General features: G+C 49.3%; 19 protein-coding genes and 1 rRNA gene. 2 read left to right on the plus strand and 18 right to left on the minus strand.

The window, feature by feature from the left end:
* Window positions 1-16: 16 nt before the first annotated feature.
* The 7 genes from rsmA to M3212_RS17700 all read right to left on the minus strand — a co-directional run bounded on the left by rsmA (window position 17) and on the right by M3212_RS17700 (window position 9,515).
* A complete protein-coding gene (gene rsmA, locus M3212_RS17665) occupies window positions 17-898 on the minus strand; it encodes a 16S rRNA (adenine(1518)-N(6)/adenine(1519)-N(6))-dimethyltransferase RsmA (RefSeq protein WP_251195295.1) in 882 nt (293 codons plus the stop codon).
* The gene (gene rnmV / locus M3212_RS17670; RefSeq protein WP_251195296.1) at window positions 895-1,455 is read right to left on the minus strand and encodes a ribonuclease M5; all 561 of its coding nucleotides are present in this window, start codon (window positions 1,453-1,455) and stop codon (window positions 895-897) included. The genes rsmA and rnmV overlap by 4 nt, the downstream gene beginning before the upstream one ends.
* 453 nt (window positions 1,456-1,908) lie before the next feature.
* Entirely contained in the window at window positions 1,909-3,129 is a 1,221-nt protein-coding gene (locus tag M3212_RS22155) for a G5 and 3D domain-containing protein (protein ID WP_285874657.1), read from the minus strand.
* A 229-nt stretch (window positions 3,130-3,358) separates the two neighbouring features.
* Window positions 3,359-4,126: a TatD family hydrolase gene (locus tag M3212_RS17685; protein WP_251195297.1), complete on the minus strand. Its 768-nt coding sequence runs from the start codon at window positions 4,124-4,126 to the stop codon at window positions 3,359-3,361.
* Between the two features lie 205 nt (window positions 4,127-4,331).
* Window positions 4,332-6,395, minus strand: a complete 2,064-nt coding sequence (gene metG / locus M3212_RS17690; protein ID WP_349774205.1) for a methionine--tRNA ligase — start codon at window positions 6,393-6,395, stop codon at window positions 4,332-4,334.
* Between the two features lie 294 nt (window positions 6,396-6,689).
* Window positions 6,690-8,522 carry an ATP-binding protein gene (locus tag M3212_RS17695; RefSeq protein ID WP_251195298.1) on the minus strand — a complete coding sequence of 611 codons (1,833 nt, stop codon included), beginning with the start codon at window positions 8,520-8,522 and terminating at the stop codon, window positions 6,690-6,692.
* Window positions 8,523-8,546: 24 nt separating this feature from the next.
* Window positions 8,547-9,515: a DNA double-strand break repair nuclease NurA gene (locus M3212_RS17700; protein WP_251195299.1), complete on the minus strand. Its 969-nt coding sequence runs from the start codon at window positions 9,513-9,515 to the stop codon at window positions 8,547-8,549.
* A gap of 184 nt (window positions 9,516-9,699) precedes the next feature.
* Here M3212_RS17700 and M3212_RS17705 point away from each other — a divergent pair, with 184 nt between their 5' ends.
* The gene (locus M3212_RS17705) at window positions 9,700-9,990 is read left to right on the plus strand and encodes an AbrB/MazE/SpoVT family DNA-binding domain-containing protein (protein WP_251195300.1); all 291 of its coding nucleotides are present in this window, start codon (window positions 9,700-9,702) and stop codon (window positions 9,988-9,990) included.
* A gap of 81 nt (window positions 9,991-10,071) precedes the next feature.
* Here M3212_RS17705 and rsmI read toward each other — a convergent pair whose 3' ends face one another.
* From rsmI to M3212_RS17750, 9 genes are all read right to left on the minus strand, one after another.
* Window positions 10,072-10,938: a 16S rRNA (cytidine(1402)-2'-O)-methyltransferase gene (gene rsmI, locus M3212_RS17710; protein ID WP_251195301.1), complete on the minus strand. Its 867-nt coding sequence runs from the start codon at window positions 10,936-10,938 to the stop codon at window positions 10,072-10,074.
* On the minus strand, window positions 10,922-11,710 hold the full coding sequence (locus tag M3212_RS17715) for a tRNA1(Val) (adenine(37)-N6)-methyltransferase (RefSeq protein WP_251195302.1): 789 nt from the start codon (window positions 11,708-11,710) through the stop codon (window positions 10,922-10,924). The genes rsmI and M3212_RS17715 overlap by 17 nt, the downstream gene beginning before the upstream one ends.
* Before the next feature lie 136 nt (window positions 11,711-11,846).
* Entirely contained in the window at window positions 11,847-12,200 is a 354-nt protein-coding gene (gene yabA, locus M3212_RS17720; protein ID WP_251195303.1) for a DNA replication initiation control protein YabA, read from the minus strand.
* Window positions 12,201-12,215: 15 nt separating this feature from the next.
* Window positions 12,216-13,043 carry a PSP1 domain-containing protein gene (locus M3212_RS17725; protein ID WP_251195304.1) on the minus strand — a complete coding sequence of 276 codons (828 nt, stop codon included), beginning with the start codon at window positions 13,041-13,043 and terminating at the stop codon, window positions 12,216-12,218.
* A 4-nt stretch (window positions 13,044-13,047) separates the two neighbouring features.
* Window positions 13,048-14,037 carry a DNA polymerase III subunit delta' gene (gene holB, locus M3212_RS17730; protein ID WP_251195305.1) on the minus strand — a complete coding sequence of 330 codons (990 nt, stop codon included), beginning with the start codon at window positions 14,035-14,037 and terminating at the stop codon, window positions 13,048-13,050.
* Between the two features lie 13 nt (window positions 14,038-14,050).
* The gene (locus M3212_RS17735) at window positions 14,051-14,380 is read right to left on the minus strand and encodes a cyclic-di-AMP receptor (RefSeq protein WP_251195306.1); all 330 of its coding nucleotides are present in this window, start codon (window positions 14,378-14,380) and stop codon (window positions 14,051-14,053) included.
* Window positions 14,381-14,406: 26 nt separating this feature from the next.
* Complete coding sequence (gene tmk, locus M3212_RS17740; RefSeq protein WP_251195307.1) at window positions 14,407-15,051, minus strand: dTMP kinase; 645 nt, start codon at window positions 15,049-15,051, stop codon at window positions 14,407-14,409.
* Complete coding sequence (locus M3212_RS22320) at window positions 15,051-16,493, minus strand: aminotransferase class I/II-fold pyridoxal phosphate-dependent enzyme (protein WP_251195308.1); 1,443 nt, start codon at window positions 16,491-16,493, stop codon at window positions 15,051-15,053. Before M3212_RS22320 ends, tmk begins: the two co-directional genes overlap by 1 nt.
* 76 nt (window positions 16,494-16,569) lie before the next feature.
* Complete coding sequence (locus M3212_RS17750) at window positions 16,570-16,773, minus strand: sigma factor G inhibitor Gin (protein ID WP_251195309.1); 204 nt, start codon at window positions 16,771-16,773, stop codon at window positions 16,570-16,572.
* 163 nt (window positions 16,774-16,936) lie between these two features.
* Here M3212_RS17750 and M3212_RS17755 point away from each other — a divergent pair, with 163 nt between their 5' ends.
* Window positions 16,937-18,985, plus strand: a complete 2,049-nt coding sequence (locus M3212_RS17755; RefSeq protein ID WP_251195310.1) for a molybdopterin oxidoreductase family protein — start codon at window positions 16,937-16,939, stop codon at window positions 18,983-18,985.
* Window positions 18,986-19,168: 183 nt separating this feature from the next.
* On the opposite strand, the gene M3212_RS17760 is transcribed toward M3212_RS17755, so the two are convergent.
* Both M3212_RS17760 and rrf read right to left on the minus strand, forming a co-directional pair.
* The gene (locus tag M3212_RS17760; RefSeq protein WP_251195311.1) at window positions 19,169-20,848 is read right to left on the minus strand and encodes a methyl-accepting chemotaxis protein; all 1,680 of its coding nucleotides are present in this window, start codon (window positions 20,846-20,848) and stop codon (window positions 19,169-19,171) included.
* Window positions 20,849-21,420: 572 nt separating this feature from the next.
* A 5S ribosomal RNA gene (rrf, locus tag M3212_RS17765) occupies window positions 21,421-21,530 on the minus strand; the annotation flags it as partial.

The raw sequence follows: 21,530 nt of genomic DNA on the forward strand, positions 1-21,530 counted from the left end.
AAGAGGAGGGAGTGTGCTAGGCCTTCGGCAACCTTTTATATAAGCTGTCGCTCAGACGGGCAAATTCCTCAAGCGAGAGTGTTTCTCCCCGGCGCTGCGGATCAATTCCAGCCTCCTCAAGCGCCGCAAGCACTGCTGGCTTCTGCTCCTTCGTGCTGTGATTATGAATCAGATTATTTAATATCGTTTTGCGGCGGTTCGCAAAACAGGCATGGAACACGCGGAAAAAATAAGCCTCATCTTCGACTTGAACGGCCGGCTTATCACGCAGCGTCAATCGCAAAACAGCCGAATCGACCCGCGGCTGCGGAACGAAAACCGTTGCTGGGACGGTCATGACTTTTTCGGCTACCGCATAATATTGCGCGGCAATGGAGAGCGCACCATAATCCTTCGAACCTGGGGCAGCGGCGATCCGGTCCGCCACCTCGGCTTGAATCATCACCACAATTCCGCGAATCGGCAGCTTTTCTTCGAGCAGCTTCATCAGAATCGGCGTCGTCACGTAATACGGCAGGTTGGCGACGACCATCACATCGGATACATCGGACAGTTCAGCCGCCAGCGTCGCCTGAAGATCGGCCTTCAACACATCTGAATGGACAATCGTCACATTCTCATAGGGAGACAGTGTTTCTTCCAGGACAGGCAAGAGCCTCTGGTCAATTTCAAACGAGACAACTTTTTTCACCCGTTTTGCCAGCTGCTCCGTCAGCGCCCCGATTCCCGGACCAACCTCCACCGCGCCGGATTCCGGGCCAAGCTCGGCCGCCTCGACGATTTTGTGAAGAATATTCGTATCGATCAAGAAATTTTGCCCCAGGCTTTTTTTAAAGCTGAAGCCGAATTTATCGAGTATTTCCTTCGTTCGCATTGGTGTCGCAATATCTTTTGTCATTCGTTGTTTTCCTCCTCAAACAGCTGATGAACAGCCCGGGCAAATTCCTCTGCTGTAATTCGAAACTTCTGCAACCGTTTATGAAATTGCTTTCCATTCGCGTAGCCGATGTTCAATATGATTCCAAGACGCTCCCGGCGCTGTTTCGCTTTCGGCCCGGCAATTAATCCTGCGTCGAGAAGAGCCTGCCGGTCAATAAGCTCTTTTAGCGCTTCCTCTTCTTTCTTGGCATGCCTCAGGGCGTACCTGATTGCCTCCGGTGAGGCGTTCTCTACGCCCAAATCGTCTTTCTTCCGCGAAAGAGCTTCTCGCTTTGGTAGAAATGCATGCTTACAGGCGGGGATGCGCTCACTGATAATCCGTCTGATTCTCTCTCCGGGATAATCAGGGTCCGTTAAAATAATTACCCCTCTCCGCTGCTGAGCCAGCTCAATTTGCGCCAGCACTCTTTCATTTACCGCCGAGCCGTTCGTTTCAATTGTATCGGCGTCGACAGCCCGCTTAATCGCGACTGTATCGTCTTTTCCTTCCACCACAATCATTTCTTTAATCTTCATCATTATTCTCCTAACAACATTCCTTATTCCATTGTAGCTTGTCTTGCGGCTGACGGCAAAAAAGCGCTGACCCCAAAAAGGTTGATTGGTACCCTTTGGGATCAACGCCAAAGCAATGCGGAGCCCTGCATCATTTCAAAGCTTATCTTAAAAGTGACTGCAATCAGCAAAAAACCAAGGCGCAGCGCCCTGGTTTTCTTATCAATGGTGGTTGCTTGAAACGCGAAATCGAGATTCTGATCAAGCTAAGAACAACGCTTCGCGACAAGGTGTGCCACGAAGTCTCCCCAAATCAAAACAGGCCTCTAGCGGTCCGCTGAATTGCCGCCCGGGCAAGAGGCGTTATCAGCAGACTTACCTGTTCTGAATAAGCCTTTTTCTTTCCTGCGGCCAATTCAAGCAGGTGTGGCTTACGGGGTTTTTTTCCCTTTGCCACACCACAGCTTGTGTGTTTTAGTTCAGAATCGTAATCTTTACTTGCTTTCTTCCCCATCGTTGCGCATCTGCCTTTGTCGGCACATGAACATCAATTTTATTCCCCTGAATCGCTCCACCTGTATCCGCAGCGACGGCTGTTCCATAGCCCTCTACGTGGACGCGGGAGCCTAACGGGATCACATTGGGATCGACCGCAATCACTTTCGCATTGCGGTTGTTATTTAAATTGATTCCTGTTGCCGTTACACCGCTGCAGCCGTTGCACTGAGCCGTATAAGCGGTTGCTGTAACCGTCAGCGTGCGGCCTTCCCCGCCCTGACTGGCAGAAGCTGTTGATGGAGCTTGACTTCTCGCAACAGTCGGAGCCGCCGGACGCGTTCCAACCGCGACGATTTTGTCTGTGCTTTCCCGAACAGTCTCTGTCTTCACCAGCTCGCGGGAAACCTCTTTGCCATCTTCAAGCACGACTTCAAAGTGCTTTTTCACCCGTCCTTCTTCGCCTTCCTGAACGACGGTTTCCTTGCCGCTCTCCAAACTGCTATCCTTCCGGGTTACCGTCCCGAATTCAACGGCCTCTTCCACCACATCGGTGACTTTTTCTACACGTATCACTTTAATGTCTGTCTTCTCGTCTATCCGTTCTTCCAACGCTGGTTCGACGCGATCAAGTTCACCTAATGAAACATCCTCTTTCTCTAAAAAGTCAGCGACAGTCGTCGAAGTTGTCCAAAAATCCTTTTGTTCACCGTCACTAGAAAGCACTACCTGAAAGGCAGATTCATAGACCAGGCTCATTTCGTCCGCAATTTCGGTTTCGAGTGAGGGCTTAAGTAAATCGTGCTCTTTGTACTCAATATTTAGTTCATGTATAAGTTGTTCGACATTATCTGCTGTGGTCCATACCGACTCTTCTTGTCCGTCAATGGTGACAAAGACCTCCTTGGCCCTATCCCATGTAAGAGCCATATTGCCTGATATCTTTGTATCTAAACCAGGTTCAACACGGTCATACTCTTGGACATTCCAATCCTGCTCTCTCATCAATTCGGCAACTGTAGATGCGTGCGTCTGCACCGTAAGATTCTCACCATCAATCGAGATCGTTACCGTAGCCTTTGTCGTCTCATAAACTGCGTAAATCATTCCGCATACGAAGAGAATAAGACTGATGACGGAGAGTACCACATTTCTCCAAAAGTGGTTGACTGGAAGAATTCGGAGCTTATTGGCTTCCATGTCATGCATTCCTCCTTCTCAACGTCCGAATTATATACACTCAGCCTCCCTTTGTCAACTTTTTGATTTTGTTTCTTCGCCGCATCGACCTTATTATCCATGAACGAGCCGGCAAAGAAAACAAAAACTTATCGACACGTCCACTGTATGCAGTTCATCTCTTGTGTAGAACTTTTTCGAACGAATGAGTCGTTAGACAAGCTTCGTCAACAGGCGTCAGAACCGGCTATCAAGAAATGCCAAAAAGTTTTTTTGCATTTTCTCTCGTTGCCGCGCTGAGCGCTTCATAACTCATCTCTCTCAGGCTGGCAATCTGCTCGGCTACGAGCTTCACATAGGCCGGCTCGTTCCGCTTGCCGCGATATGGATGGGGCGCCAAATACGGGCAGTCGGTTTCAATCAGCAAACGGTCAAGCGGAATCGCCTGGGCAACTTCCTTTGGCCGCCTCGCATTTTTAAACGTTACCGGCCCTCCCAAAGAAATATAAAAATTCATATCAAGACATTGTCTGGCGATTTCCACACTGCCACCAAAGCAGTGCATAATCCCGCCAACCTCACCTGCTCCTTCTTCCTTCAGTAAATCAACGATATCCTGATCAGCTTCGCGGTTATGAATAATAATCGGCAGCTTCACTTTCTTTGCGAGGCGAATTTGTTTACGGAACACCTCTTTTTGCACATCCTTCGGTGACTTGTCCCAGTGATAGTCGAGTCCCATTTCCCCGAGAGCGACAACCTTCGGATGGGAGGACAGCTCCTCCAACCAGGCAAGATGCTTATCGGTCATATCAACAGCATCCACGGGATGCCAGCCGACCGCCGCATAAAGCTCCTCATAACGTTCAACGAGTTCAAGTGCCCGCTTGATTGTTTTTTCATCAAACCCGACAACAACCATATTCGTCACGCCGGCTTTCCGGGCGCGTGTCAGCACTTCGTCCAGATCATCCTCGAACTGATCCGCATTCAAATGCACATGGGTATCAAATAACATAACGATCTCCTTTTTTATTATGGTAAGAAAATTTCCGACCAGTAAAAATAATGCGTACCCGATTGGAAAGAGGTCGTCCAAAAGGAGTGAAAAATCCTGTACAGACGACCTTTTACCACAGGTCTGTGACGTTCTCCCCGCAGGGACCTTTTACATCGACCATGGGCGAAACAAACATTATTTTACCATCATTACATATCTTCCTTTATTTTACTTTCGCTCCATTTGGCAGATTACCATCAATCGTAGCAAGTTGCAGCTTTTTTCCTTTTGTTCCAGCGAGAATCATTCCTTGCGACAGCTCACCTCTCAGCTTGACCGGCTTCAAATTGGTTACACAGATAACTTTTTTTCCGACCAAGTCGTCCGGTGCGTAATACTTCGCGATCCCGGACACGACCTGGCGCTGTTCGTAACCGAGATCAAGCTGGATTTTCAACAGACGATCCGCCCCCTCAACAGGCTCGGCGCCCAGCACCTCGGCAACCTTTAATTCAACCTTTGAGAAATCGTCAATCGTAATCTCGTCGACTTCAGGAACATCTCTGTCGTCTTTCTTATTTTCATCAGCCCGCTTCACCGTACCGCCCATTTGCGTCACGATATAAGCCACTTCTTCTTCCATATCAAGTCGTGGAAAAATCGGTTCGCCTTTTTGCACGGCTGTTTTAGCCGGAAGCTGACCGAACGACCGGAGCGATTCCCAGCTCGTGTGCTCATCCGTGACGCCGAGCTGTTCCCAGATTTTCTTCGGCGTGCTAGTCATAAACGGCTGCAGCATCACCGAAATATGACGGAGCGATTCAGCAAGATGATACATCACCGAGCCAAGCTCCTCTTTTTTCGCTTCTTCCTTTGCCAGCATCCACGGTTGGGTTTCATCTATATATTTGTTCGTCCGGCTGACAAGCTGGCCAATCGCTGTCAACGCGACGGAAAACTCCATTTCCTCCATCGCCGACTCGACCTTTGTCACTGTTGCGCTGACAAGCTCAACAAGCTCCCCGTCAAACGGCGTCGCATCCTTCACATAGGCCGGAATCTCGCCGCCAAAGTATTTATCAATCATCGCGACCGTACGGTTCAACAGATTGCCGAGATCATTGGCGAGATCATAATTGACTCGCTCCACAAATGCTTCCGGCGTGAACACACCATCCGAGCCGAATGGCACCTCTCGCAGCAAATAATAGCGCAGCGCATCAAGGCCGTAACGATCAATCAATGGCACCGGATCGACAACATTCCCTTTTGATTTCGACATTTTTCCGTCCTTCATCAGCAGCCAGCCGTGTCCGAACACTTTCTTCGGCAACGGCAAATCAAGCGCCATCAGCATGATCGGCCAGTAAATCGTATGGAAACGGACAATTTCCTTGCCGACAAGATGGACATCAGCCGGCCAATACTTGCGGTAAAGCTCCTCATTTTCAGAGCCGTAGCCGAGCGCCGTTATGTAGTTCGACAGAGCATCAATCCATACATAGACGACATGCTTCGGATTGCTTGGCACTTTAACTCCCCACGTAAAAGAAGTCCGCGAAACGGCCAAATCTTCAAGACCTGGCTTAATGAAGTTATTAATCATTTCATTTTTGCGCGACTCCGGCTGTATAAAGGAAGGGTTTTCCTCATAAAACTTCAGCAGACGGTCGGCGTATTTGCTCATTTTAAAGAAATACGATTGCTCCCGGACCTTTTCGACCGGATGACCGCTGTCAGGGCTTTTTCCGCCGATAATCTTTCCATTTTCGTCCTTGATCGGGTCGACAAGCTGCCGTTCCGTATAGAAGGTCTCATCAGGAATTGAGTACCAGCCTTCATACTCATCCAAATAAATATCACCCTGTTCAAGCAGCTGCTCAAAAATTTGGGCAACGACCTTTTTATGGCGCTCCTCTGTCGTCCGGATAAAATCATCATAGGAAATGTCGAGCTTCTTCCAAAGCTCCTGAATACCGGCGACAATTTCGTCAGTAAATTGCTGCGGTGTCTGCCCCTTTGCCGCCGCCTTCTGCTCAATCTTCTGCCCGTGCTCGTCCGTCCCGGTCAAATAGCGCACATCGTAGCCGCGCAGACGCTTATAGCGCGTCATCGCATCTCCAGCCACCGTCGTATAGGCATGGCCGATATGAAGCTTGTCACTCGGGTAATAAATTGGTGTCGTTAAATAAAACGTCTTTTTTTCTGTCACGTTCATTTCCTCCTTTTTTGCATAGAAAAAGCCCTCATCCGCATCGGGACGAGAGCGACTCTCACGTGGTACCACCCAGCTTCCCCTTCACTTCGCAGCAAAGGGCTCATGAAGTCTTCGACGACTTCCTCTGTTAACGCCAGCTACGTCATCCCCTTACGGCTTAGCCACTCGAAGATGAACTCCTCCCGGGACCATTTTCCGACCATCCTCTATACCGGTTTCCAGCTCCCCCGGCTCTCTGCATAGCACACTAGGCTACTAATAGACGACCCTGTCGTACTTATCCCTTCATCGGATCAACGCTTATCTTTTTTTCTCCATTATGTCTGGATTATACCCAAAATATACCGAAATCAGGCGATCCCGTCAAGGCTCGGTATACAGCGTAGCAAACGGTGTCTTTTCTTTTTTCAGCAAACCGTCGCGACTAAGCCGGTCAAGCTCCTTCTTCCATTGCTGCACATCCCAGCTTTTCTGTGCCGCTTCATTTAATGAGGTCAACTGATTCATAATGCTCGTTTCCGCCAGCGGAAGCTGTGGCTTGAGCGCCTCAAGCAGCTGGCTGCTGTCCTGCTGCTTCATCTCCCGCAGCTCGTCGAACGGGTTTAACGTATGTGGACTGGCCGAATGCGCCATCCGGATCCGGACAGCCATCGTCCGCCCCATGATCGCTGAGGAAACAAAGACATCCCCGGAGCGAAGATAAGGCAGCCGCTTTCCCTCCTCATGCGTCAAATCGGTCTCTTCCTTGATCGTCTGAATATCGGTGCCGCGCACGGTACGAAAGACGAACTTTGAATTAAGCTGGGCCGTTATCGTCTCATCAAGCAGCGTCGGACGCTGCGTCGCAAAAATGAGAAAGACTCCGTACTTCCGGCCTTCCTGGGCAATTTCCTTGAGCACCGACTTCGCCGGCGCGTCAAAGCCTTTCGGCGCAAAATTATGAGCCTCATCGGTCACAATGACAAAAGGCGGGAAAAACTCCCCCTGCAGCTGCTGGAGCTTTGCATCCTTATAAGAGCGGCGCTTACCGTATAATGCGCCGACGACATAGCTCGAAAACACTTGCAGCAGCCATACCGGTCCCTGAACGACAACAAGCTGTCCACTATGGATTCCTTCTTCGATTGAGCGGATATTTTGCTGGAACAGTCCGGCCTGATTAAGCCGGTTCACCCGCCATTGAATCCCTTTCACCGAAGCAAGCGGCAGGCTGCCGAATTGATCAAGCAGCTTGCGGTATGTATCAAAGCGCTCCAGCTCATCCCGCGTCATCCCGCCGTCGTGCAGCATCGCCTCCACTTTCTGCTTCCCTAATTCCAAAGCCGCGGCAAGGTTGGCAATCCGGTCGCTGAAGGACTGGTAGCTGTCCCTGCGTTTATGCGTCGATTGAATGACGTTAATCATCGACTCGGTCAACGAGCCGGCAGCCGACAGCAGCCGTTCCACATCACGAACGGACAAAGCCGAAAAGTCAACCCCGACATCTCTCCCGATTTGAACGACGATATAACGCTCCTCATAATTAACTGACTCTGTTGCTCCCTCAGCCCGGGAAGAAAAATTCATCTCAAAATGAGGATCAAAAACGAGCGTCGGAATGTGCAACTTCATCAGCTCCTCCAGCATCACCCGCAAGCCGAACGACTTCCCTGAACCAGAACCGCCGAAAACACCAATATGCGGGTATTGCTGCATCGCCCGGATATCGAAAATGAACGGAACACCGTTCTGTGGACGGACGCCGTCATGGTCCTGCACCGAAAGCAGACCTTTCAAGGAAGCCGGAATCGTCTCGCTAATAAAGTCGGTCGACTTCACTTCTCCAAGAACGAGCCCTTCCTCCGGAGCAGTCTTGACCAACAAGGAAGAAATTTCATCAAAATGGGGATGGCGCACCTCGGCTCCGGTCTGGATCGGCTGGACCGCTTCCTCAAATAGTCTTACTTTCGCTAAGTGGATGTCATCCGCTCCAATATCATAGCCGATATGCTCAAGCGTTTTTAGCACTTGATCATCAGCCAGCCCTTTATCAAAGCCCATCGGAATATAACGGTTATAGGAAAAGGTTTCGACCACCTCTCCTTTCGGCTGGTACAGGTCTCCATCTTCAATGACGACCATTTCATTCATGCGAAATTTATGAACCTTTGACGCGACGTATACTTCATGCTGCGTCGTTACCCCTACAACTTGCATCAGCCTTCCTCCTTCCTCTTTCTCCTAATACGGACGGTAGTTTCTCTTTTTGGCAAAAAAGCGGTGTTGCAGCTCCGGGTCGATATATTGCTCGACAAGCGCTTCAACCAGTTTATCAGTGACGCGCACCTCTCTGTCGATATAGTCGAGCCAGAGCGGAATGCCGCGCCCATCCTTTGGCGTTAGCGTCGCGAGCAAATTGCCAACCTCTTCCTTCAGGTGGGCCTGCTCCTCTAGCATGTCGAATCCGGTAATCGCCGGATCAGCGCTCGGCCGCATCCAGACAGACTGCAAGCCAGCCTTATGCTGAATCGTTTCGACATAAACAAGCTCATCACGCTCCAATACCCCGAATAACAGGTCGCGGTCGAACGCCTGAGGCCGATTACGGTACATATGAAATGCTTCAAGCTTCATTAAATTTTCCGTCGTGATTTCTTCCGACACGCCAATTAAGACGACATCCTTTTCAAGCGCCTTTTGCCGCAGCCTTTCCCATTCTTCCTGGGCATCAATCCGATAATGATAGAGCGCCCCGTCCATCAGCAGCAGCCCGACATCCCTTTGTTCAAGCAATTGAAAAGCAGCCTCAAGCTCCAGCTTGGCCAAAATATGCGCCCGCCAATTTTTTCCCTGGTCTTCTTCATCATTTTTTTCCAATATAGGCGCGTACACATCTGATGTTAAGCATTGGTGGCCAGTTGTCGTTTTTGCGAGCGCCTGGAAAACGTAAAGCACATGAGGGGGCTCTCCCTTCGTCTGGTTGACAGAACCGTCAACCCCTGCCACCTCCCGTCCATGCAGCCACTCGGAAATGGTTTCTGTCGAATATCGACACATTTGTCGAAATTCCGCACCTGCCTTAAGAAGATTTTGTCGAATAATCTTTTTATCCTCTTGATTATGCTGATATGTTGCTTTTATTTTTCCATTTATACCCTTGATCTTTTCTACTAATAAAGAGGATATTTCCAGCAAACTCGTTCCCTCCATTCTAAAATCCCTTATTTGCTCCCGTTTTCTTATCATTTTTTTGAAATTTCACGAATTTTTACATAGTTAGACAAAAAAAGAATTGACTCGTTTTGGAAACACTGGTATTCTTAGTTCAGATAGAAATATGTCGAATAATGACACATCATTATAAAATATATACTTTTGAGAGGGGAAATAGTAAATGAAATCTACTGGTATTGTTCGTAAAGTTGACGAATTGGGACGAGTTGTGATTCCAATTGAACTGCGCCGCACACTTGACATCGCTGAAAAGGATGCACTCGAAATCTATGTTGACAATGACCGCATCATTTTGAAGAAGTACAAGCCTAACATGACTTGTCAACTTACTGGCGAAGTGTCCGATGACAACCTTTCCATTGCCAATGGAAAAATCATTTTGAGTCCACAAGGTGCCGAAGAAGTGTTGAAAGATCTTCAAGAATACCTTGCGCGCACTACAAAAGCCTAACAGATGATCGTTCCGGAGATGTCTCCAAGGTGTAAAAGCCTTTGAAGACATCTTTTTTTTTGCGAAATGAGCTGCGGCGTTTCAGTCAAGCTGATGAAAAACTGCGTAAACCTCCCTTTTCGGAAGACCGCGATCCTTTGCTGTTTGCTTAATCGCTTCCTTCTGGTTCATCTCTAATCCGATATAATGATGAACATGCTGAATGACGCTCAGTTCTTCCCACCAGACATCAGCCTCTGCCTGACCATCCGACCCTTCAACGACCAGACAAAATTCACCTTTAATTGTTCCTTCCTCACACCAGCGTAATGCCTCTTCAACCGTACCGCGCTGATACTCTTCAAACTTCTTCGTCAGCTCCCGGCAAATGACGATCCGCCGATTTCCGAGTACCGTCAGCAACGCGTTCAGCGTCTCCTTAATCCGGTGAGGCGCCTCATAAAAAAGCAGCGTCGATTCATGCTGCTTGACCTGCTCCAGCACCGCCTGCCGCTGTTTGTTCTGCCTTGGTAAAAAACCGATAAATTGAAAGCGGTCCGCGGGAAGGCCAGATGCAATCAGACTCGTCAACGCGGCATTCGCCCCGGGCAGCGCCACAACGGGCAGCCCTACGGCAATCGCCTGCTGGACGAGCTCTTCACCAGGGTCTGAAATGGCCGGCATGCCGGCGTCGCTGACAAGCGCGATCCACTTTCCTTCCTGCATGTGCCGAATCAACGTCTCTCCTGCCTTATGCTTATTATGCTCATGGTAACTGACGAGCGTGTTTTCGATCTCAAAATGGCGCAGAAGCTTTATCGTCTGTCTCGTATCCTCGGCAGCGATCAGATCAGCCTCTCGGAGAGTGCGTACTGCCCGATAAGTCATATCCTCCAAATTTCCGATCGGCGTCGGTACGAGATAAAGTCCACCTTCGTTCCTTTCGGCAAAGCTATTTTGCTGCTGCATTGCAATTATCCTTTCTCACTGTTTGCTGTTGATCGGCGTTGTTTTCATAAACGGCACGAAACGCCGCGCTGTATTCCCCTTTTTCATTATAAACGGTTAACGGCGGCAAGCAGATCATCCCTGCCTTCCCATCCTTAATGCCCTCTAACAATACCATGTTTGCTTCTTTACCCGCTTTCGGGTGAATCAATTGCATCCGCTTCGGCTCAATACGATAGGCACGCATCAGCGTGATCAGATCACCAAGCCGCTCAGGCCTGTGGACAAGGGCGACCTTCCCTTTTTGCTTCACGCATTCACTGCAGGCACGGATCACATCATCAAGCGTGCAGTGGATCTCATGTCGGGCAATCGCAAGATGCGGATTAAGATTCCGCTCGGCGATTGTCGCTGTTTGAAAGTACGGAGGATTGCATGTTACGACATCGAACGAGTCACGCCTGATATCCTGCGGCAGCTGCTTAATATCCGCCTCAATAATAGTGACCCGACTGCTGAATCGATTCGCCTCCACCGTCCGCCTTGCCATATCGGCAAGACGCGCTTGCAGCTCGACGCCAATGATCTCCGCCTTGGAGCGAGTCGCCATCACTAAAGGAATGACACCGTTGCCCGTGCATAAGTCAAGTATGCGGCCTTTCTGAATCGGCAGATGCACAAATCTGCCTAGCAGAATCGCATCGATTGAAAAAGAAAACACATCCGGACTCTGGATCACGCGCAGCTCAGTCCCGGCAATGTAATCCCAGCGTTCGCCTTGTAATAAATCCACTGCTTGTTGTCATCTCCTTTTCTTAGAAGCACTGTGCGAAGCTAATGCCAGTGCCTTCCCCAAAATCGCTCCTCTAAAGAAAAGGTTGCCCCCAAGCCGACAATATCGACCTGCTCGGGACAACCTCGCATACTGCTTATTTCTGATGTAAGAAGGACAGGCAGAATAAGCAATCATCTCCATCTGAACGAATGCTTCCATAATGTGTATTACAAATATGAAAACCTTCTTGATATAATCTTGCTAAATTATCATACCCTTCGCCGACAAGAGGCTTTTTTTGATTTGGTTCTTTCTTTCGATTGGCCTTCGCTTCGCTTTCCTGCTGCCCTTCCAGACGTTCGCGCAGCTTTTCATTTTCAATGCGGAGTGAATGATTTTCTTCTATTAAAAAAGCGAGCTGTTCTTTTAGGCCGCGCACATCATGATGAAAGGAACCGACCCTTTCTTCAAGCTGACTCATTTGCTTAAATATTGCCTTTTTGTCCACTCTGCTCACACCTCATTATTCTGTGGCTTCTGTTGGCACAAATTCTTTGTTGAATAACTCATCCATTGTGAATTCGAGAATCCGCTCTCCATCAGCCAGCTCCACCTGAATTAAACGTTCAAGGAGATTAAGCCCAATCACCTTTCCCTTTCCATGAGGTGTTTTAATCCGCTTTCCGATATCAGGAAGCTGCTGTTTCGCTGATTCATACATGTCATTCTCATATTTGAGGCAGCACATCAGCCGTCCGCACAGTCCTGATATTTTGGCCGGGTTCAGCGAGAGATTCTGATCCTTCGCCATTTTGATCGAAACCGGCTCGAAATCACCGAGAAACGAGGAACAGCAGAGCACCCTTCCGCAAGGACCGATACCGCCGAGCATTTTCGCCTCGTCCCGCACACCGATTTGCCGTAATTCGATTCTCGTCCGGAAAATCGCCGCCAGATCCTTCACCAGCTCGCGAAAGTCGATTCGCCCATCTGCCGTAAAATAAAACAGCACCTTATTCCGATCAAATGTATATTCTACATCAACAAGCTTCATATCGAGCTCATGGGCCGTGATCTTCTCTGCGCATACCTCAAAGGCTTTCTTCGCCGCCTCGAGATTTTCCTGGACTGTTAATTTATCTTTCTGTGTGGCAATTCTGATTACCTGCTTTAACGGCAGGACGACATCATTTTCACCGACTACTTTCGTTCCGATTACAACCCGTCCATATTCAATGCCTCTTGACGTTTCAACAATGACGGATTCTCCTTCCTCCAACTGAAACGTACCAGGGGAGAAATAATAGATTTTGCCCGCTTTTTTAAAACGGACGCCCACAACTTGATGCAATCTTCTATCCCTCCTGTATTGTAAGCAACAGCTTCTCCATCAGGAGCTGCAGATTCGCATTGGCTTGAAGCTGTCTTTTTGCCTCCTCGACAAATGACATCTTTTCGCTGACGCGATCATGCGAGCTTGAGAACGCCTGTTGTTCGATTTGCTTCTGCTGATCAATGTAGGTCAGACTGTCCTGCTTTCCAACCTTGATGTACATCACATCTCTCAGCCATAAGAGCATCATATCAAGGCCTTTTTCCTGCTGCCAACGCTCCTTGCATAAAGGAAGCCACTTTTCCTGCAACGTAAATAATACCTGATTTGGCCGTTGATAAAGCTCTTCCATCAATTGTATCACTACGCTTCGTGCTTTCGCAATCCAATCTCCCTCTAATAGGGTGATTGCCTCGTTGTAATTTGTTGTCAGTCCAGCCAATAAAGCAGCATTCCCGCTAGAAATCCCTTCTCCTTCCAGCTTGTCTACAAACAACTGACGCGGCAAGGGGGCAAAGCTGAGCTGCTGACTGCGCGAATGAATCGTCGGCAGAATTTTCTGGCGTCGCTCTGTCATCAGCACTGCCAACGTATCCGCAGTCGGTTCTTCCAGAAATTTCAGCATGCTGTTTGCCGCACTGGCTGTCATAAGATCAGCATGGTTGATGAGATAAACTTTTTTTCCTGACTCGACGCCTCGATATGTAAATTCCTTTTGCAAGTATTCAACCTGATGCTTCTTGATCGACTGCCCGTCCGGCTCGATAACATGCACATCAGGGTGATTGCCATGTTCAATCCGGCGACAATCGCTGCACGTTTGGCACGGCTCGGCGCCCGCCCGGTTCCGGCAAAAGAAGCTCTTCGCTAACTGAAGAGCCACCTGCTGCTTTCCTGTCCCGCTGCTGCCTTCGAACAAATAGGCATGCGCCAGCCGGTTCTTTTCAATGACTTTCGTCAGCATGAGCACCACTCTCGGCTGCATGACGCTTAACTGCTCCCATGATTGCATTGCTGTTTCCACCTCAAAACTGCTCAAATTGCTCGACCGGCAGGACAAATACGGTCGCTCCTCCAACCTGCACCTCTACCGGATACGGGACGTAGGAATCTGCATTGCCCCCCATCGGCGAAATGGGAGCGACAAGCTGATCACGGCTTTGGCAATTTTCCTTAATGATCGCCATCACGTCGTCGACATGCTCATCCTCCGTTCCGATCAGAAACGTCGTATTACCGGCCTTCAAAAACCCTCCCGTACTTGCCAGCTTCGTCGCCCGATAATCAGCCTTTACAAGCGCATCTGACAAACGGTTGCTATCCTTGTCCTGCACAACAGCCATGATTAGTCTCATCTTTTTTCAGCTCCTTTTCATAATCGCTACTTTATCATTTGAGCATCTAAAAATGCTTTCACCTGACGAAGCGCCTCTTCCTGTACCTGCTCGATCGCCTGATTGGCATCAATACGTCTGATCCGCTCGGGGTATTGTGCAAGCACGAGCTCGTAACCGGCGCGCACTTCCTGATGAAAGCGAAGGTTCTCCTGATCAAGCCGGTTCAGCTCACGGCTGCGGTCGGCTTCAATTCTGGCGAGACCGACCTCGGGCTCCACATCAAAATAGAGCGTGATATCCGGCATATACCCTTCAATCGCAAACTCATTTATCGCTTTTACTTCCTCAAAACCAATTCCTCTTGCATAGCCCTGATAGACAAGGCTGCTGTCAATAAAGCGGTCACACAACACAACCGTTCCTGCCTGTAATGCCGGAATGACCTTTTCGACGAGGTGCTGGCGGCGGGCGGCAGCGTATAACAACGCTTCGGTGCGGGCATCCATTTTTGTATGGGCAACATCGAGAATCACTGCTCTGATTTGCTCGGAAATATCAATCCCGCCAGGCTCTCTTGTACGCATCACCTTATGCCCTTCCTGCTGTAAGCGGGCCTCGATGTAGTGCAGCACGCTCGTTTTGCCAGCTCCTTCTCCGCCTTCTACGGTAATAAAAAGTCCTTCCTTCATTATCTTTCCTCCAACTCTGTCACTAAAACCGATTCAAGCTCCGGCTGACTACCCTGAAACGTCGCTCCCGCCTGCTGCAGCCGGCGAATGCTTTCCACTGCACGGTCCGTGATCGTTTCCCCTTTGATGACAAGCGGAATTCCAGGCGGGTATGGAATGATCGTTTCAGCGGCGATCTTGCCGCTCGCTTCCTGTAAACGGACCCGCTTCTTTGGCATATGAGCCAGCTCTCCAGCAGAGGCATGAAGCCTTGTTACCCGGCTGATGTCAATTGGAAGCTGCTTGCTCTCAGCCACCAATTCATGCGGGCGCAACAGCTCCTGTAATTGATCGATCGCCTGTTGCGGCACCGTTCCCTTGCCAAGGCCGAGCGTTAGCAGCACATGGCGTTCATCGGCCATTTCCGGGTAAAGCCCTGTCTGATAAAAAAGCTCCTGAAGCTGATAACCTGTTAGATTTGTATTTGATTTAATTGTAACTTTTAACGGGTCGAAATGATACCTTTCTTCCGACCAATTTACGATTTTTATTTGCTCTATTTCAGCGAGCCTTCGCTTCAGCTGATCAACCTCGTCAAGGATCGAACGAATGTCGTTCGCCTCCAGCTCTTCAAGATACGCCCTCGCCCCGTCAAGCGAAGCAAGCAGCAAATAAGACGGGCTGCTCGATTGGAACATCGCCAGCGTCTCCTTCACGTTGCCGCGCTGCACTTGAGTCAGCGTGCCGTTCAGATGCAGATAGGAGCTCATCGTCAAGGCCGGCAGCATTTTGTGCGCCGATTGGACGACGGCATCCGCCCCGGCTGTTAAGGCTGGGGGCGGAAACGGCTCCCCTAAGCAAAAATGAGCCCCATGAGCCTCATCGACGACCACCAGCAGACCCGCCTTCTTCGCCACCTCCAGTACCGGCTCAATCGCCAGACTGACGCCAAAATAATTCGGATAGGTCAATACAAGTCCTTTTCCCTCGGGGTAATTGGCAAGTGCTTCCTCAAGCGCGGCCGCTGTAAGGCCGACTGCATGCCCGGTGCCCTTATCATATTCCGGCCCGATCAATATCGGCTGCACGCCGGCGATCTCAGCTGCATGGAAGACCGACTTATGGCTGTTGCGTTGAATAAACACCCTGTCACCACGGGAAAACAGAGCATATAACATCGCTAAGTTTCCGACTGTCGTTCCTCCGACAAGAAAGAAGCTTTCCTGGGCGCCGTACAGCCTGCTCGTTGCCTCCTGCGCCTCCTTAATCGGTCCCTCCGGCGCATGCAGGTCATCAAGACCGATCAGTTCTGTAACATCATAGCCGAGCGCTCCTTGGAACTCATCTCTCAGGCTCGGATGAAAAAAGCTCCCGTTTTTATGACCAGGAACATGAAAGGAATAAGGCTGCTTTCGGCGATGGTCCTGCAAAGCCTGAATTAATGGAATACGTGCTTTCCCCACGGAGGAAAACCCCCTTACAAAAACGCTACATAATTTCTTCTATTATATAGGACACCGCCCGCTTGCAACAAACTTCTTACAAAAAACGCTCAAGTGAAAGCCGCCGCAGCTCAACCACATAAAAAGGGTACACTTCATCATCAACATTCACATCGACAAGCTTCTGTTCACATTCTTCACATACATGAACCTCGCACAGCTGAATGCCGTCTTCCTTCTGCTGTTTACATAAGACACAAGTGTCGCCAAGACGAATCGTCATCGACTTTTTTACTGGCATTTAGATCACCTCTGCCATCATTATCGGCGCCGTGACGCCGTTTCATACGTTTTCACTATCATATTCGGCGCGGCGGATCAACGTGCGTGTACCCCCTCCCTTTTCTACTATTCCATTAAATGATATAATCTAGTAACTTTACTTTTCGAGGGGATTAAATGATATGCATGCAAACCTACTGAAAAAAGACGGAATTTTTCCTTCTGTATGTTCACTTGATTGTCCAGATCAGTGTGGCCTTCTCGTGCATAAAGAAAATGGAAAAATCGTCAAAGTCGAAGGAGATCCCGATCATCCAGTCACGAAAGGAAGCATTTGCAACAAGGTCCGCCATATGACGGAACGTCTATACGATCCGAAAAGACTGACCACTCCCCTGAAACGAACGGGGAAAAAGGGAGACGGCCGCTTTACGCCGATTACGTGGGATGAAGCAATTGAAACGATTGTCTCTAACTGGAAGCATTTCATAAAGGAGCATGGACCGGAGTCCATTCTTCCCTACAGCTTTTACGGCAACATGGGAAATATTAATGCCGAAGGGATGGACCGCCGCTTTTTTTACCGACTCGGAGCAAGTCAGCTCGAGCGGGCAATCTGCTCTGTCGCCGGCTCAACCGGCTATAAGTATACAATGGGCGGTAGCGTCGGAACAGACCCAGAGGAAACGACGGAAACGAAGCTGTTCATCATGTGGGGGATCAATGCCGTCAGCACGAATATGCATCAGATGACGATTGCCCAGAAAGCCCGGAAAAATGGCGCTAAAATCGTCGTAATCGATGTCCATAAAAATCAGACAGGACGAATGGCCGACTGGTTCATTCCGATCTGGCCCGGCACCGATAGCGCGCTGGCGCTTGGAATGATGCATATCCTCTTTGCTGAAAAGATGGTCGATCGCGACTTTATGAAGGAATTCACCGTTGGCTATGCGGAGCTGGAGGAGCATGTCAAACAGTACGATCCACAAACCGTTTCCGAGATTACTGGCGTGCCTGTCGACGATATTTACGAGCTGACACGGATGTACGGGACAACGTCGCCATCGTTTATCCGGATCGGCAACGGACTCCAGCACCATGATAACGGAGGAATGATTGTCCGCACGATCGCCTGTCTCCCTGCTCTCACTGGTGCCTGGCAGGTAAAAGGAGGAGGGGCAATCAAGTCAAATAAAAGCTTTTTACGCCATAATAGCGCAGCGCTCCAGCGTCCGGACTTACTTGAAAACAAGCAGACGAGAACGTTCAATATGAATCAGCTCGGCAAGGTGCTGCTTGAAGCCGATCCCCCGGTTTATTCGTTGTTTATTTACAATGCTAATCCGGCTGTTGTCACACCGGAAAGCAATAAAGTCCGAAAAGGATTAAGCCGGGACGACTTGTTTACCGTCGTGCACGATCTCTTTTTAACGGAGACGGCCCAATACGCCGATATCGTCCTACCGGCGGCTTCGGCCTTTGAACAAACCGACTTTTATGCTTCTTACTGGCATCACTATATGCAATTGCAACAGCCTGTGGTCGAGCCATATGGGGAAAGCAAATCGAATATGGAGGTATTTCGTTTACTGGCGGCAGCCATGGGCTATGACGACGAGGCTCTCCAGGCTTCGGATGAAGAGCTGATCGAGCAGACACTTGCCCAGTCGAACAGTCCTTTTGTCAAGCATATCGGCTACGAGGACTTGGTGGAGAATCACTACGTCAAAGCTGATCGGAGTTCATTCTCGTTGAAGAAGCTCGATACTCCGAGTGGAAAAATTGAGCTGTATTCCGAATTGATGGAGAAGGATGGCCATCCTCCTCTCCCAACATACACGCCGCTAGTGGAAGAAGAGACGTTCCCGTTTTTATTCGTACCGGGGCCAAACCATAATTTCCTGAACTCGACTTTCTCCAACAATGAAAAGCATATTAAATTTGAAAAGACAGCGAAGATTCATATGAATAGAAAAGATGCAGAGGCTTTAAATATCGAGGATGGCGAGCTTGTCCGCCTCTGGAATGAGCGCGGAGAATGTGAGCTGACGGCCGCTGTCGGAGAGAACGTCCTCCCCGGCGTTGTCGTCAGTCAGGGACTCTGGGCTGATATGCCGGGAAAGAAGCAAACAGTCAATGCCCTCACGCCTGATCGATTGGCTGACATGGGCGGCGGAGCGACCTTTTTCTCCGGTCGAGTCAATGTGGAAAAGATCAGCTTAGATTAACGACGTGTCCTGCTGAAATATATGATGCTGTAACAGTGAGCCAGGAAGTGGATTTCCTGGCTCACTTTGTGCAGCCGGGCAACCTTGTTTTTTTTGCTTTGAAGCTTTGGGCAGGAGGTTTACAGTGCTTTTCGATGAACAGAGTGGCACTGACTTCAAGCCGGGCTGTAAAAATCAACCTTGTTATACCTTAAACTTGCCCGTCGCGTCTTGCAGCTCTGTCGATAGCTGACTTAATGCTTCCGCCGAGCTGGCGATTTCCTTCATCGAGGCCAGCTGTTCTTCCGCACTGGCAGCAACCGCTTGAGCAGAATCTGCATTTTCGACAGATGCGTGCTCCATCGAAGTGAGCGCTTCATTGAGTTGCCCTGTATGCCGCAGGATTTGTCTGGTCGCCGTCATGACGTGATTCATTTCGCCTGTTACACGGGCAATCGCCTCAGCGATACTTGTAAACGCTTCGCCAGCCTTGTGAACGACTTTTGTACCGACCTCCACCTCGTTAGTGCCCTTGCCCATTTCATCGACTGCCTGAGCTGTGCCTTTTTGAATCTGCTCAAGCATCCCTGATATTTTCTCGGCTGACTGACGTGATTCTTCTGCCAGCTTCCGAACCTCATCAGCGACGACCGCGAATCCTTTACCATGCTCACCTGCCCGAGCCGCTTCTATTGCCGCATTTAACGCTAATAAATTCGTTTGCTCAGCGATTGTTGTAATAAGGGTCACCACATGATCAATTTCTTTCGTCTGCTCACCTAATTGCTGAATAAGCACCGCTGCATGTCCGACTGTTTGTTGAATTGTACTTATTTGTTGAGCAGCCTGTTCTATTGCCTCCTCTCCCTCCCGGGTCTGATGGGCCGCCTCGTCTGCCAGCAACGCCACACCATTTGCCGCCTGTGTAATTCTCTGGACACCCTCATTTACATGCTCCGCCGAGGTTTTGCTTTCTTTTGCTTGTTGAACCGTCTGCTCGGAGGCCGCAGAAACAGCTTGAATTGCCCCGGCAATCTGATTCGTTGCCGCTGCTGACTGTTGCGAGCTGGCAGACAACTGCTCTGCTGTGGCGGCCACCTGCTCCGACATCACTGATGTTCTTTTCAGCAGACCACTTAAATTTCCTGTCATATCATTAAAGGCCGTTGATAACTGACCTACTTCATCCTTTGTCTGTATTGATATCCGCTCACCTGTTAAATCTCCAGTTGCCACAATTGTAACCTTTTGTAATAGCACCTTTAACGGTCTTACAATAAGATTGGCCATAAATAAGGCAATCAGAATACTGAGAACGAACATACTCCCCGCAATGACAGCGGTTACATTAAGAAGTTGACTGCTTCCTCTCGCCATCGCGTCCAGCTGTTGAATCAGCTCCTGCTCTTCCCTCTCGGCTCCTTCCTTATGCCGCTCCATCAGCCCGTTCGCCAACGGAGTCACCTGGGACGACAGCATCCGAATGGCCTGATCACTATCCTCCGTATCGGTGCGGCTAAAGATTTCCGTTTCCAACAGATTGGTCCATACGTCGCTTTGAATCATTAATTCTTTGATCTCGTCGTCATTCGTATTCTCAACAAGCCAATTCTCCAGCTCCCTGCTCTCTACTGTTAAGGCCTCGAACTGCTGCAGCGTCTCCTCTCTCCCGACTAGCACATAATTATTTGATAAAGCAAGCCTTTCAGAAATATTAAGTGCTAACCTTTCTCTCACCAGTACAATGGGAACCTTTTCTGATCGTAGCTGTTCAATCGACTTTGTCGTTTGCTGAATGCTATAAATACTGTAAGCAGAAAATGATAAAAGAATTAAAATAATGACTGAAAAACCAAGCACTATTTTTGACTTAATACTCTTCATTTTACCCCCCACTTTCCTCCTAGTACATTACTATTATCCTATATCATAATATAAAAATTGGAATGTTCATACTATTATTAATACTTATCCCTCAGAAATTCATCCTTCCTTATGCAGAAAAAACACAACCCATTAGGATCGTGTTTTACGGTCCGCAACCAGAGTGCTTTGCTTCGCTGTTTTCTCACGCAGTACCCATCGGCTTTTCATAGAAGCCGCTCGTTCTTCCGAACGAGTGCTCTTCGCGCCTTGTGCGTTATCTTTTGTGCAAATAAAAAAGCACAATCCGTTTGGATTGTACTTTATCGCCCGGCAACGTCCTGGCTCTCCATTTGTCTTCTACGGGGATGATCCTCATGTCACTTTCCTCCGTCCCCTTTTCATGAAGTCCTACGAAGACAAACGGCTCGTCTCACAGGGGGATCATGCTGCTTTGCTTCGCTGCTTACTCATGAAGCTCCATCGGCTTTTTCATAGAAGCGGCTCGTTCTTCCGAACGAGTGCTCTTCAGGCCTTGTGCGTTATCCTTTGTGCAATAAAAAAAGTACAATCCGCTTGGATTGTACTTTATCGCCCGGCAACGTCCTACTCTTGCAGGGGGAAGCCCCCAACTACCATCGGCGCTGAAGAGCTTAACGACCGTGTTCGGCATGGGAACGGGTGTGACCTCTTCGCTATCGCC

This window comes from Halalkalibacter oceani (genome assembly GCF_023715705.1).
Lineage (GTDB): Bacteria > Bacillota > Bacilli > Bacillales > Bacillaceae_D > Halalkalibacter > Halalkalibacter oceani_A.